Origin of the sequence: Candidatus Kaelpia imicola (assembly GCA_030765505.1) — a bacterium.
Lineage (GTDB): Bacteria > Omnitrophota > Gorgyraeia > Kaelpiales > Kaelpiaceae > Kaelpia > Kaelpia imicola.
The window spans coordinates 46,686-59,676 of the sequence record JAVCCL010000008.1 but is presented as its reverse complement, the minus strand read 5'-3'; the positions used below and the strand labels follow the sequence as shown (position 1 = coordinate 59,676).

Below are 12,991 nucleotides of genomic sequence, written 5' to 3'. Positions count from 1 at the left end.
GTGGGGGTATTTCAGCCTTAAAGAACTGTGCGAGTTAAAGGTGTCTTTTGTGGAAGTTGATAGGGATTTACATTTTGAGCCAAGAAAAGCACTTGAGATTGAAACAATCAGAAAGGCACAGGGGTGGTAAGAATTTGTCTCGTTAAAAAAATCTACGAAAAGAGGAGGTGATTAAAATGTTAGAGGTCGCAAGATTACACAAGCTAAATGGTGATTCAGCGCTCAAGGCTTTCGCTGATGTTGTTATATCAGGGCAGATGTTAGTCAAAGGCGTGAGAGTTGTTGAAGGCAAGGACGGGTTGTTTGTATCAATGCCGCAGAATCAGGGAAAAGACGGTAAATGGCATGAAATCGTTAGCTTGCTTGATGATGAGTTAAAGCAGGCATTGCAGGAAGCTGTGCTTGAAGCGTTTAATGCCTGAGCCTATAAAAGAAGTTGCTGGTTGTCTTAAAACCAGCCCCTACGAGGGTGAGACACCCTTCTCACTTATTTCAGGAATGGAATAAGGACATCAGCGGGGAAAAGCTAATACTACCACTACTACTACCAAAAAGCCCTGGGCATGGCTATAAAGTGCCCCTTATTTAATATCCGAAGTGTAGTTTTGCTTGTCTTATTAAGCTACACCTTAAACTACACTTTCTATATATAAGCCTTATATTTTTGTAATCCGACTCCCTTCGGAATTTTATATGTTACAAAGGAAAAGGGAAGGAGCGAAGCGGGGAAAAAGCCACACGTCTTTTATTTTTGATTTTTTTGTCAAAATACCGCATCCTTTATTAAGCTATTCTTACCTTTTTTAATCCCAGTTTTTCCTTACTTTTGGCGTGTTAAAAGCTGTATTCTTCAGTATAGAAAAGTTTATATAGTTCACCATCTTTACAATACTTAGAAAGAGTATTTTCAGAGTTTCAAACTTTAAGATGGGAAACGCAAACATTAATCCAAATTTAAAGAAAAAAATAAAGGAATGGATTAAAGAGAATGATAACAGGTTTATTATTCCTAATGAAAAAGCGTTTATTAATAGAGCCTGTCTTGAGTTATTAAGAAAGCTTAAAAGAGAAAAGAAGTTGAATCCAAATATGTAAATGTGATTTTAGCTTAAAAGAAATGAAAAAACTGCATAGGAAAACATTGCGAGAAGCCAAGCTTATTCCTTCTTGTATATGACAAAAATTATGATTGGGAATTTGAACACGAAAAATATTAAAACACAGAATGTTTAAAGGAGGTAAAAAATGGTAAGAGAACTGCCGAAAATACAGATAGGAAAGAAAAATTATTTTATAGACAAGAGATTAAATCAAATTAGAAATGTAAATAATCCTCACGATTTTGAAAGCGTAAGTTTGGAAGTAATAGATTATTGGTTAGACCATAACGTAAAGAAAATATGATAAAAAATCTCTCATAAGTCAAAGACCCATGAGAGAAAGACAAATTAAATTCACCGCAAAGCGTATTCAACTGCCTCAGCGATTTCTAAGCCGAGGCAATATATAAAAGTTTCGTAAAGAGGCTTTTAAGAGGTAAAAATGAGACAAACAAAAAAAGACCTTTCGGTTATTGTCCAGCTTTCAGAGGGCTTAGGCATAGCTGTAAAGAGTGATATGGCAAACCTCAGCGATTACCAAGAGGAAAAACTAAAAGGGTTTTTAAGGAGTGTTTTGGCAGAGCAAGAGCCTCAAAACAAAATCAGAGTACTATACAATAACCCAAAAGTTATAGGCAAAATCTATGACGGACATTGCATAATAGATTATAGTTCAGTTTTATAAAAGGAGGTAAAAAATGGGATACCAACAAAAAAATGAGAGCAGGACATTAAAAGAGGAATTAACCAATTTTACAGGGACAGAGCATTATTATCGCCATTGGTTAGAATTTAATTATACAGACGGGGTTAAGTTTTTGGCAGAAAAAGCAAACTGTTTTTGGTTGCTTGACGCTATCGGTAGTTATCAGCATAAGCTGAAAGAGAAAGGATTTCAGATATGGACGCTTAAAGTTAATGAAGACAAATTGGCAGTTTTACAAATGCAAGAGGACAGCGATACGCCGATAATTGTAAAACAGGAAATAGAATATACTGATTTTCCAACGGAAGAGATAAAACTATATTTCATTAACGGCGTTCTTCTTTTGACAAGTGAATATTAAGATGGAGGTAAAAAATGACAAAATACTGCGATTGCCCAGAGCCTTGCGAAGAGTGCAAGAGAAATAATTTTTGTGAAATCTGCAACAAGCCGATATATGACAAAAACAAATACAGTTATGCAACAGCATTTTAGAAAATGAAACCCCACGAATTGCAAAACCTGAAAAAGACACTTACAGAGGCAAGTAAATTTATCAGCGTAAAGCCTGAAAAGCCCGACTCAAAGCAAAGGCATATAATTGATGAATGGAAAAAGCTGAAATTTGCTAACTATGTGGATATTCCAGAATTTAATATCCCAAAGAATTTAATCAAAGTGACATTGAATACAAAGGAATATAACGCACTTATTTTTTATGGTGAGGGCGGATTAGGCAAGACAGTTCTTGCGATAAATAGAGTGAGGGAAATTTTAGAGCCTGATGATTACGAATATTATAACGGATATTCAACGCCTCTGTCTATTTATGAGATATTGTATAGGGCAAGAAACAAAAAGCTTTTGATACTTGACGATATAGAGGGCATTTTTGGCAATCCTGTTGCCACTTCAATACTTAAAGGGGCTTTGTGGGAAAGCGGGGGCAAGAGGCTTATCCAATACAATACAAAAAGCGAAAAGGCAGAGGGTTTGCCTGATATTTTTGAGTTTAAGGCAAAGCTGATAATTCTATGCAACAAGATACCAAACCAGCAGGATATAGGCGTAAGTGCCATGATTAGCAGGACAGTTTCGTATGAGTTTAAATTGAGCTTTGAGCAAAAAATAGAGATTATTGGGAAGTTAATTGACAGCAGGAAAGATTTAAGCATGAAGCAAAAGCAGGAGTGCTTAAAGCTTATTAAGGAAGAGACAAGCGAGGCAACCAGAAACTTTAATTTTAGATTGCTGAAAAAAGCCATAGCGTTTGTAAAAGAAGATAAGGCAAACGCAAAAGAACTTTTTAAGGCAACTGTTGAAAAAGACGAAGATAAGGAAATAGTTTTGAAATTAATGAAATCAGATTTATCTGTTTCTGAACAGGCTGTTCATTTTTGGCAGAGAACAGGCAAGAGCAGAAGGACATTTTTTAGAATAAAAAAAGAAGTGTCAAAGTGACATTGAAAAACTATGACACTAATGGAGGAATAAAAAAAATGGAGCAAAAAACAGAACTAAAAACAAAAAAAGACATGGCATGGGTTAAAAGTTTATTAAACAACATACCCCTGCTTAAATGGGTTAGGAAGTATTCGGCAGACAATCTGCTTAAAGACAACGAATTGGCAGAGAAGTACGGTATAGCTGTTAATGAAGATACAATAACTGTATCTGATGACACTATAACAAAGCTTATAGTGACTAACAGCAGATTTAATGGCAAAGAGTTTGTTAGATTTAACATGAAACAGCTTGGCGAGGTTGTAAAGCTGTTGGGTGATGAGGGCGAGTTGATAGTAAGTTCTGAAAACAACAACGAAATGTTTATTCAGATAAATGATACTGTAATTGTTGTTTGCCCTCTGGCTAAAGACGACAAAGGTGAGGTAGAAAAATGAAAGGATTTGTAGCTTGGGATAAAAAAGGTAATGCGTTGTTTGCGATATTGCCGATGGAATGGCAGGAAGACGACATAGGCAAAGTAATGCATGAGGGTAAAACTTGGCTTGTTGATAATACAAGCGAAGAAGAAATTTCAATAGCAGATGAGCAAGTAAAACTGATATGAGGCGGATATGATGGAAATAGATGAAATACACGAGAAAATAAAAGAGGATATTAAACTACAGCAGAGGCTGGACAGAAGAAATAAAGGGGTTAATCTTTTTAATATAATTCCTGAATATAAAAGATATGGAATAATTGTTAAGCTTGAAGTCAGCTTGAATCTTGCTGAGACTAAGGCAGAAATTAGCATAAGCACGGATTTGCCATTTGTTGGCTATTATGAAACGCATGGCTTGGATAGTTTTGTTGCAGAATTTACAAGATGGGTAAAAATACCCCAGTATATCCCACGAAATTTCAACAGAAAAGAAAACAAGATGAGTATGTGGGAAATGGAAAACTTAAATCTTAAGAAAGTTAGTGTGAATTTTGAAGATATAGATATTGTGGTTTATCCTATGGCTAAGAAGTTTTTGGCTGAAAAGGGAATTTGTTATTTCCCAAAGGTTGTGAAAAAACTTTGCAGTTTGCAGAAGGAAACTACGAAGTTGCAGATAAAAGCTGTGGACAGGTATATTTATCTGCTGGAAGAGATAAAGAGTTTAAAAGACAGGATAGGCAAAGAGAAAAATTATTATTACTCTTGTGATGAGGACAAAACTTTAAAGCTTTATATCAGCAAAAAGGAATATAATAACCAGCTTAAAGAGATTGAGAAAGAGCTGAAAGAGATAACTAAGAAAAATCCGTTTTTGGAATTTCCTGAAAGCAAGATAGAGTATGAGGAAGTTATTGAAAAGCTTTCTTATAAGAAATTTGTTAAGCAGAATAGGGAAGATTTAGAGCAGGAGTTTGAAGAGGGCGACTTTGAGGAGTTTTGCAAAGAAAGTTATCAGAATTGGCTTGAGGTGAACGAGGGTGAGTTTTGAGTAGGTTATTATTTATTATTTTTTATAGCAATAATTTTATTTGCTATATAAACAGCGGTTCTCAAAAGACGGCTATCATTAGGAATTTCAGCAACATCAGGTTTTTTATTTTCTAAGATGGCATCAATAACGATGTCACTCGCACTTGATATTCCTTTGATTTCTTGCAAAAAATCTAACTCTTTGTTTGAGAAACTTTTTTTATTTTTTGAACTTACTTTTAGACCTAGCTCGAAAATTGATATTATTGCTATATGAATTGGATTTTTGATTTTTTTGCTAATATTTTTAATTATGTAAATAGGAGTATAAGTTAAATTTCTTTTGTTTTGTAGCACGAACAATATATAGGCTTCAGATAATAAAGCACATATTGTTCTATACCGTTTTTCTTGTTCTTCCTTGCTGTTCTGTAATTCAGCTATTTTGAAAACTGTAGCACCCCAGTTGGAATATGCTTCTGCATAATCCTTTTTATACTTAATAGCTTTTTTATATTTCTTACATGCGTTATTGTAGTACTCCATTTGCTTTTCCTTGCTGTCCTGTAATTCAGCTATTTCGGAAAGAGTAACACCCCAGTTGCAATATGTTTCTGCACAATCTTTTTTATGCTCAATAGATTTTTCGTATTTATTAGATGCGTCATTATAGTACTTCATTTGCTCTTCCTTGCTGTCCTGTAATTCAGCTATTTCGGAAAGAGTAAAACCCCAGTTGTAATATGCTCTTGCGTTATCTTTTTCGCAGTCAATAGCTTTTTCGTATTTCTTGCATGCCTTATCGTAATATTCCTTTTGTTCTTTCTTACTGTCCTGTAGTTTAGCTATTTTGAAAAATATAGCACCCCAGTTGCAATATGTTTCTGCACAATCTTTTTTATACTCAATAGATTTTTCGTATTTATTAGATGCGTCATTATAGTACTTCATTTGCTCTTCCTTACTGTCCTGTAATTCAGCTATTTGAGAAAGAGCATTACCCCAGCTGGAATATGCTTTTGCGTTATCCTTTTTATAATCAATAGCTTTTTCGTATTTCTTGCATGCCTTATCGTAATATTTTTTTTGCTCTTCCTTACTGTCCTGTAACTCAGCTATTTCGGAAAGAATAACACCCCAGTTGCAATATGCAACAGATTTTGATTCATTTGAAGAAGAACTATTAGCAACAAGTTGATTGCACTTACTACACTCATTGAAATTCTTGTTAGAATAATAATAAGTGCCTAAACACAATAATTCGACAAACTTTTTATGCTTTGTCAAAATTTTAATCAAATTTTTCATATCCAAATCCATGTCTGGATAGTAGACAATTTCTTTAAGATAAGGTTCTTGAGAGGAAACAGCATTTTTTGTTTTATCTATCTTCAGAAAATTTAGTTTTTCTAATTTTCTTATACCATCGTCAAAAACAGTTGTTCCTTGAAATGCATAATATATATTTTCAAATGTTAATTTTAGAAGTGTGTATTTAACAATTGGTAAAATTATTTGTAAAAGCTTTAAGCTTTTCATAATACTTCTACTGTTCTCATCAACCTTGCTACTGTTGTTGTAAATATCTTTCATATATTCTATGTCAAACATGATAGACCAAAATGTCTTATCATAATGAAGTGGAAGTTGCTTACCGTTGTAATAGTGATTCATAAAATCATCTGCTTCAGTATTTTCTATTTCATTTCTGAATTCTAAAGGTTCGATACGGCTATGTTCCAAAAGTCGAGATTTGGGCTTTGTTTCATCAGACCGAAGCGTGGCAATGATTATTGTATTTTTATTTATATTGTATAGCTTTTCATAAATATCCCATATTGGGTCTTGCAGCGGAATGCATGGGTAATAATCTATATTATCAATAAACCAAATCAACTTTTTCCTTTTTTGGTTGAAATAATCAGAGATTTTAAGGGTATCAACATTCCTAAATGTCGAAGACTTTAATGCGAGAACGTAACAATTTTTTAGTTTTCTTAATACGTCAAAGACTAATCTTGTTTTGCCGACTTTTGACTTGCCTGTTATTAAAACATTCTTATTTTTTTTGATAAAATTTTTAAGGTCATCCTGTTCCTTAATAGGAACAGAATATAGGTCTTTAAAGAAACCATTAGAGGGTTCTTGTATTCCAAACCCCTCAGGGAAATCTGTTAAGCATTTATAATCAAGGTCTTCTGTTTTTTTGAAAAACCGTATATATTCACTATTGTTTTGTGTAAGGATGGTTGGTTTTTCAATCTCTGTTTCTAACAGTGGGTTAACTTCAATTCTAGCTTTCCCTCTTTTTCCTTTAACATATTTATCATTAGGGAAGCTATCTATTTCCCATGCCTTTTGTATATCTTCTGGGTCTGTGAGGAAAACGAAATCTCCGCACGTATTACCTATATAAATATTTTTTGGATATTCTCTATCTAAATACAGCAGTTCATGGTTTGTTCGATGTCTGAGTATGCCCAGAGCTTCATGCCCGCCTTTGTAAGCTTCTTTTCCTTCTTTTTTTGCCTGTTTATTCATTTTGTCAAAAACCCAATTTGTTTTATGGGGAATTTGCCTTTGTCCTTTTCCTTCTTTTCTTGCGTCTTTATATTCAGTATCTAACATAGTAAAATAGAGATTTTGTTGAGTAAGCGGAGCTGTTGGATGCGAACGGATGCGCTTTCCTATTTTTTGCAATTGTTCATATTCCTGCCTAGTCATGCACTTATTTATTATTTTAGGTCTAAATTTTCCAGTATTTGCCATAGTATCATCCAATTAGGAGAACCTACATCATGCCTGTTTACTGTTGCATATTTCAATAGTATATCGCGATAGGTAGTTTTTGTAACTTAAAAATAGTAAAACTTATATACTCGCTTATAACAATACTGAATAATATGGCCGAATCATTTGCATATTTCAAGGACTCTATATTTGCTGTCAAATATGACCTGCCACCACTTGAGAGGACACTAGAAGCAGAATTAAAAAAGAAAGGAATTAACCTTTCCAGAGCTACTGTAAAATTTCCTCGCAAAAATTCTTTGGTGTTCGATCTTGGATTCAATTATTACCGCGAGCATGGAAATCATCCTAATCAAAACACAGATGATGACTTTCTTTATATCAAATATATCAATAAACTTGCCAGTCTTGATCATCTTTGCCCAAAAGACCCTAATAACCCAAAAATGAGGGAGGAGAACGTAATAGGGTTGAGAAGTATAATAGAGAGCTTTGATTCTTATAGCGAAGAAGAAATTCATATAAAAAGGAAAGGCTGGTCAATATCGTATGAAGAGATACTCTGTCGCAATCTTTGCAGGGACCCCAATATCATAGTCAGGGCTGAGACAAAAGCAATCGGAGAACACATTTGGAATTTCCTACAGCCTATCGTGAAAACAGTGGGGTCTGGCGAGCAGCAACGTTCTGTGGAATATCATTTGAACAGAAAAACAAAAGGAAAATTGCCCTATAAATCTGACATGTGGAAAGATTACTCTAGTTTTAAAAAAGTGGTAAATGATGTAATGCAACTCACATTTAGTAAAAATACAGAAATTCTTGCAAAAAACACTTCTTTTTAACCCTTTTAGCTCATTTTCCCCTTGAAACGCACTAATTACCACTAATTTTGCTATGCATAAAAGTATACAAAAAACTATACAAGAAAGTATGCGTAACTACTTTACTTGCAAGGTTTTACAAACAAAATATAGTAGGGTATACTTTTAGTAGAACAGGGAGATGTGTCATGAAAAACGTGATTAAAAAAATAAGAGATTTGTTTAAAGGGAAGCGTGGAAAGGATAACCTCCATCAAGGCAAATGTGAAGCGCCGATACTATATCCTGATTGGCTTTTCTGGATAGCAATTGCGAATTCTAGGCGTTTTTAGAGGAAAACCATGAACAACTACTGCAAATACAAAAAAGATGACAAGGAAAAAGACTGTATCCGGATTAAAGACCGGCACGGTCATTTCCTTGCTAAAATCCAAGGAGATACCCTTTATCTTTTTTGCAAGCGGTGCAAGAATTTTCATGCACTTCCAAAGGAGGTGATGCTACTTATTTTAAAATCAATGAACGATAAAGATTAACCAATAAGGCATAGGACCAGGCAGGTCAGAGGCCATTACTTGAGGACTAAAAGTAATGGCTTTTTTTAGTCCTCGAAAAGGGGGCTAAGATGACCTGTTCAATATGTCCGAAAAAAAGTATCTGTAGAACAATCTGCCAAGATGTTAAGAAAGAAATCACGGGTCGTCACAAGACCGCAGGGGTAAAGAAAAAGACCTACACGGTAGACTATGACAAGATATGTGATTCCAGCGAGCCTCTTAATTCATTCCAGATAGGCATTCTCAATACTATTAAGGGTTTCAGCGCAGGGATAAAAGACGAACTGGCTTCTATGATTGCATTGAAAGAGGCAATAAGTACCTTAAACGACAGAGAAAAAGAGGTTGTTCAGCTTTATAGGGCAAAATGCAAACAGAGAGAGATAGCTACAAAATTAGGAGTATCTCAGCAGAGAGTCGATTTCCTGCTGAAAAGGATTTTCAAGAAATTAGAAAAATATGGAAAAGGGGAGTTGTAAAACACGCCAAAAAAGTCCACTACCAATGAGGGTAGTGAAATAGTTAAAGGAGGATACCATGAGCCATTTACTTTACGCTTTCGTGATTTATGTAGCTATCTATTTGTTGAGAGGCAATGTGCCATACATCGGTCAGCTCCTCGGAGATATTTACTACAAGAAGGGGAATGCTTTATTTTTCGTTCCTTTCACCAGTGCATTGTTGACCCATTTTATTGTTTGTCTAATTAAAAGCAATTTTTAAAAGAGGAGGCAATTATGCAAAAGGAGAAGATGAAACAGTTGATTATATTGGCAATAGTATTGTTTTTGGGCAAAACAATGTTACCTCATTTTTCAAATTTTAATTACAAGCTCTGGAATTATGTCGGGGACGCCGTAAATTTCTTCAGGGCAAACCCTCTGGCAACATTGGTTGCTCTGGGGCTAATAATCTATTACAAGAAAAACCATTAAAGGAGAGTAGCGATGAGGATTACTCCACGCGATATTCAGTTATTTTACTGGCTTGAAAAGCTAAGCTTTTTATCAACAAGCATGGTTTCTTTCTTTATATTTAACGACAGCATAAAGGTAGCCAGAAGGAGATTGAATATTCTAAAGAAGAATAATTATCTCTTGTCTTTTGATAAGCCAAGTCCCTATGCACAAGGAAGATTAGAGCAAGTTTTTTATTTAAATAAGCAGAGGGAAAACGCAATCAGACGCTTTTTAGGCTTTAAGCCTAGCTTTTTCAAGCTATCTACGAATCTTATTGTTGAGCATGACTTACAAGTAAACACCTGTATTTTATGTTTCAGTTCTGCCTGCGACAAAACCAAAGATTACTCTGTAGAAAGTTTCTCTGTTGCGCATAAAGCAACTGATTTAAAAGAAAATTTGCCGGCAATATCCTCAGACATAATCCCTGATTTTATGATTGTGCTTAGAAATAAAAAAGGCAAGAGTTTGCTCTTTGGCGAGCAGGATATGGGCACGCAGGTTATTCAGAGGAGTTCTGGGAATAAAGATATTATTACAAAGATTTCAGCTTATAGCGAATATTTAGTTAATCAGAAATTTATCCATTTTAGAGAAGTTTTTAACTTTCCATTTAAGGGCTTTAGAGTTCTTTTTATTTTACCATCTGCAACCAGATTGAAAAATATATTAGATTTGAATAAAAATGCAGGGGCTATGCTATGGCTTACCTCAGAAAAAATAATACCTGAGAATATTCTCTCAAACATCTGGCATGTACCCCAGAGAGCAGAATTGCAAGCCATAGTGAAGGGTGCAAATCTATAATGAGGAGGTGATAACATTGGACAGAAGAGAACAGATAAAAGAGGCGATTAAGAAAGGGGTTCCTATGGTAGCGGCTGGTAGCACGGTTAAGCCGAAGACAGAAGACAACAAAAATTCCGGCGCTCCTATCAAGCAACATGAGTGGGGATGTAGGTAAATTATAAAAAATAAAAGTAAGGACAGCCCCTGCCTTACTTTTATCATTATAAATTAAAGGAGAGATAAGGATGCAATGGTATGACACAAATAGAGGCAGGCAAAGGCTTCAATCTGAGATGGAGCTTCTGGCTATTGATTTTCCGCAAATGAAGTTTGGTTTACTTGAGGATGATACTGCATTTGTGGCTGGATATATTGGCCCAAGCGACAAATTAAGAAAATCTTATTATGTTGTTGCGGCTTATCCCTATGGCTATCCTAATGGAAACAGAATAAAAGTATACGTACCGCATATTGATTTTTGCTCAGATGTGCCTCATCTTTATGGGGAAGACCAGGAGCTATGCCTTGAGCATAATGATTTCAATCATGATGATACGATTTGTACAGTAATTGGCTGGGTTATTCAATGGCTCATTTTATACGAGAATTTTCTACAAACTGGAGAAACATGGTAAGGAGTAAATTTTAGAAAATAAAGCAAAGGAGTAGCCATGAAAAATATCATGTTTATCACAAAGACAGCTTTAGAGGTAATAAAAGAAGAAGCTATTAAAAACAAAAGCAGAGAAATCGAATGCGGAGGTTCGCTTATTGGTTTTTCAATGGGGGGTGGTGTAGGTATAATCCTATACGCTTTGCGGACAGGGTCAAATGCTGTTCAAAACCCGAGTTATCTTGCAACTGATGATACATATCAATGCGAGGTGTTTCAGGCTATATGCAAGAAATATCCTAATACAAAATTCCCCCTACAGTATCTTGGCGATCATCATCTCCATCCTTCTTATTTGCCTGCTATGTCGCCATTGGATGAGAATACGTGCAAGAAAATTTTGCTCGACCCTATACATAGCTATTTGGAAAAACTCAGCATTATTATAGCTACATTCAATGAAAGCACTCTTGAGTATTGTCCTTTTTTTATACATAGAAAAGCTACGGATGACTTCTCTTTTACCAAGCCAGAATTAATTGTAATTAATGGAAAAGACAGCATCATCAGAGCTTTGCTTGGAAGAAAATATGTTTATCAGGCTGACTTGCCTGTATTAAAGGAAGAAACTATTGAGGAATTAATGCTACAGAAAACAGGAGGTAAAGAAGATGAAGATTGTAATTGATGAAAAGGCAGTACAAGAAATAAAAGGGAGTGACTGTATTACAGGTCTGCTGTTTGGCAGGGAAATACAGGAAGAAAATCTTATCCAAATAGTTAGCTTTAAGACTACCCTAAAGCACAATTTCTGGCATGAAGTAGGCAGGTGGTATAAAGAAGCTGTTACAAATAAAGGAGTTGAATTGCTTGTTAATGGCAATGGATTAAAGTGTTTTATTGATGGAAAGGAGATCAGCCAAGTAGAAGTTTTTAATATGCAGGACTACAATGCCCGTAACCGTTCTGAGATACTATCTCAAAAAGTAAAAGCTAAAAAAGCTTTTCTTGTTTCCTGCGGTTCTGTTAATTCAAGGGTTGGGTATGAATTAGCCAAGCATGGTATTGAAATAGCCATAACCGATCCTGATTATTTGGATATTGCTAACCCTTACAGGTGGGGTATTCAGCAAATGCCGGAGTTATTGGCAGGCCGGTTAAAAACAATAGCCTTTAAAGATGCAGTTATGAGTAATATTCCAAATGCAGAAGTCAAAGCTTTTGCTTATGATTTTTGCAAAGACATCACTTTTTTCGACAAATTCACAGATGAATGGAAACCAGCCCTTATGGTTATAGCAACTGACACAGAAGACAGCAGGCGAGATGTTAATTGGCTCTCCTATAATAAAGGCATTCCGGCTCTTTACATAGGATTGGCGGATAAAGCAGAATCTGGACAAATCATCTATATTTCCGGCAAAAAACAGGACCCTTGCTATATGTGTTTTAAAGGGAATAGTGGTAACGAGGGTGGCCCAATCAATCTTCGTTCTACAAACAAGCAATATGGTGTTGATGAGAACGAACAGCGAAGTGTCCCTGCCTTATCAATAGATGTAAACATTATCAGCGACATTGCAACAAAACTCGCTATGGTAATTCTGGCAGGCGAAGATATAAGCCAGTATTTTAAGCAGTTTGACAATAAGGGTGATGCCCTGTGGTTTTCAACAAAACCCGATACGTGGGTTTTTGAAGATTTTGCGCAGAAGTTAGTGGCAAAAATTGAGAAAAATCCAGATTGCGTAATATGCGGAAGGATATAAACC

General features: G+C 35.2%; 19 protein-coding genes. 18 read left to right on the top strand and 1 reads right to left on the bottom strand.

Annotated elements, in window-relative coordinates; translation table 11 throughout:
- Positions 1-176: 176 nt before the first annotated feature.
- The 9 genes from P9L98_01670 (at position 177) to P9L98_01630 (ending at position 4,745) form a co-directional block, all read left to right on the top strand.
- A complete protein-coding gene (locus P9L98_01670) occupies positions 177-422 on the top strand; it encodes a SpoVG family protein (protein MDP8216015.1) in 246 nt (81 codons plus the stop codon).
- A 505-nt stretch (positions 423-927) separates the two neighbouring features.
- Positions 928-1,095: a hypothetical protein gene (locus tag P9L98_01665; GenBank protein MDP8216014.1), complete on the top strand. Its 168-nt coding sequence runs from the start codon at positions 928-930 to the stop codon at positions 1,093-1,095.
- A 150-nt stretch (positions 1,096-1,245) separates the two neighbouring features.
- On the top strand, positions 1,246-1,404 hold the full coding sequence (locus P9L98_01660) for a hypothetical protein (protein MDP8216013.1): 159 nt from the start codon (positions 1,246-1,248) through the stop codon (positions 1,402-1,404).
- A 138-nt stretch (positions 1,405-1,542) separates the two neighbouring features.
- Positions 1,543-1,785 (top strand): hypothetical protein, encoded by a 243-nt coding sequence (locus P9L98_01655; protein ID MDP8216012.1) that lies wholly within the window; start codon positions 1,543-1,545, stop codon positions 1,783-1,785.
- Between the two features lie 13 nt (positions 1,786-1,798).
- Entirely contained in the window at positions 1,799-2,167 is a 369-nt protein-coding gene (locus P9L98_01650) for a hypothetical protein (GenBank protein MDP8216011.1), read from the top strand.
- A gap of 137 nt (positions 2,168-2,304) precedes the next feature.
- Complete coding sequence (locus tag P9L98_01645) at positions 2,305-3,267, top strand: hypothetical protein (GenBank protein ID MDP8216010.1); 963 nt, start codon at positions 2,305-2,307, stop codon at positions 3,265-3,267.
- A 2-nt stretch (positions 3,268-3,269) separates the two neighbouring features.
- The gene (locus tag P9L98_01640; protein MDP8216009.1) at positions 3,270-3,707 is read left to right on the top strand and encodes a hypothetical protein; all 438 of its coding nucleotides are present in this window, start codon (positions 3,270-3,272) and stop codon (positions 3,705-3,707) included.
- Positions 3,704-3,877, top strand: a complete 174-nt coding sequence (locus P9L98_01635; GenBank protein MDP8216008.1) for a hypothetical protein — start codon at positions 3,704-3,706, stop codon at positions 3,875-3,877. Before P9L98_01640 ends, P9L98_01635 begins: the two co-directional genes overlap by 4 nt.
- Before the next feature lie 7 nt (positions 3,878-3,884).
- Positions 3,885-4,745: a hypothetical protein gene (locus tag P9L98_01630; protein ID MDP8216007.1), complete on the top strand. Its 861-nt coding sequence runs from the start codon at positions 3,885-3,887 to the stop codon at positions 4,743-4,745.
- 8 nt (positions 4,746-4,753) lie between these two features.
- On the opposite strand, the gene P9L98_01625 is transcribed toward P9L98_01630, so the two are convergent.
- Complete coding sequence (locus P9L98_01625) at positions 4,754-7,495, bottom strand: hypothetical protein (GenBank protein MDP8216006.1); 2,742 nt, start codon at positions 7,493-7,495, stop codon at positions 4,754-4,756.
- A 134-nt stretch (positions 7,496-7,629) separates the two neighbouring features.
- On the opposite strand from P9L98_01625, the gene P9L98_01620 reads away from it, so the two are divergent.
- The 9 genes from P9L98_01620 to P9L98_01580 all read left to right on the top strand — a co-directional run bounded on the left by P9L98_01620 (position 7,630) and on the right by P9L98_01580 (position 12,988).
- On the top strand, positions 7,630-8,322 hold the full coding sequence (locus P9L98_01620) for a hypothetical protein (GenBank protein ID MDP8216005.1): 693 nt from the start codon (positions 7,630-7,632) through the stop codon (positions 8,320-8,322).
- A gap of 167 nt (positions 8,323-8,489) precedes the next feature.
- On the top strand, positions 8,490-8,633 hold the full coding sequence (locus P9L98_01615; GenBank protein ID MDP8216004.1) for a hypothetical protein: 144 nt from the start codon (positions 8,490-8,492) through the stop codon (positions 8,631-8,633).
- A 293-nt stretch (positions 8,634-8,926) separates the two neighbouring features.
- Positions 8,927-9,337: a sigma-70 family RNA polymerase sigma factor gene (locus tag P9L98_01610; GenBank protein ID MDP8216003.1), complete on the top strand. Its 411-nt coding sequence runs from the start codon at positions 8,927-8,929 to the stop codon at positions 9,335-9,337.
- Positions 9,338-9,595: 258 nt separating this feature from the next.
- Complete coding sequence (locus P9L98_01605) at positions 9,596-9,793, top strand: hypothetical protein (GenBank protein MDP8216002.1); 198 nt, start codon at positions 9,596-9,598, stop codon at positions 9,791-9,793.
- Between the two features lie 12 nt (positions 9,794-9,805).
- Complete coding sequence (locus tag P9L98_01600; GenBank protein ID MDP8216001.1) at positions 9,806-10,624, top strand: replication-relaxation family protein; 819 nt, start codon at positions 9,806-9,808, stop codon at positions 10,622-10,624.
- Positions 10,625-10,640: 16 nt separating this feature from the next.
- Positions 10,641-10,781 (top strand): hypothetical protein, encoded by a 141-nt coding sequence (locus P9L98_01595; protein ID MDP8216000.1) that lies wholly within the window; start codon positions 10,641-10,643, stop codon positions 10,779-10,781.
- 70 nt (positions 10,782-10,851) lie between these two features.
- Positions 10,852-11,241 (top strand): hypothetical protein, encoded by a 390-nt coding sequence (locus P9L98_01590; GenBank protein ID MDP8215999.1) that lies wholly within the window; start codon positions 10,852-10,854, stop codon positions 11,239-11,241.
- A 36-nt stretch (positions 11,242-11,277) separates the two neighbouring features.
- Positions 11,278-11,907 carry a hypothetical protein gene (locus P9L98_01585; GenBank protein ID MDP8215998.1) on the top strand — a complete coding sequence of 210 codons (630 nt, stop codon included), beginning with the start codon at positions 11,278-11,280 and terminating at the stop codon, positions 11,905-11,907.
- The gene (locus tag P9L98_01580) at positions 11,891-12,988 is read left to right on the top strand and encodes a ThiF family adenylyltransferase (GenBank protein ID MDP8215997.1); all 1,098 of its coding nucleotides are present in this window, start codon (positions 11,891-11,893) and stop codon (positions 12,986-12,988) included. Before P9L98_01585 ends, P9L98_01580 begins: the two co-directional genes overlap by 17 nt.
- The last annotated feature ends 3 nt before the right edge of the window (positions 12,989-12,991 follow it).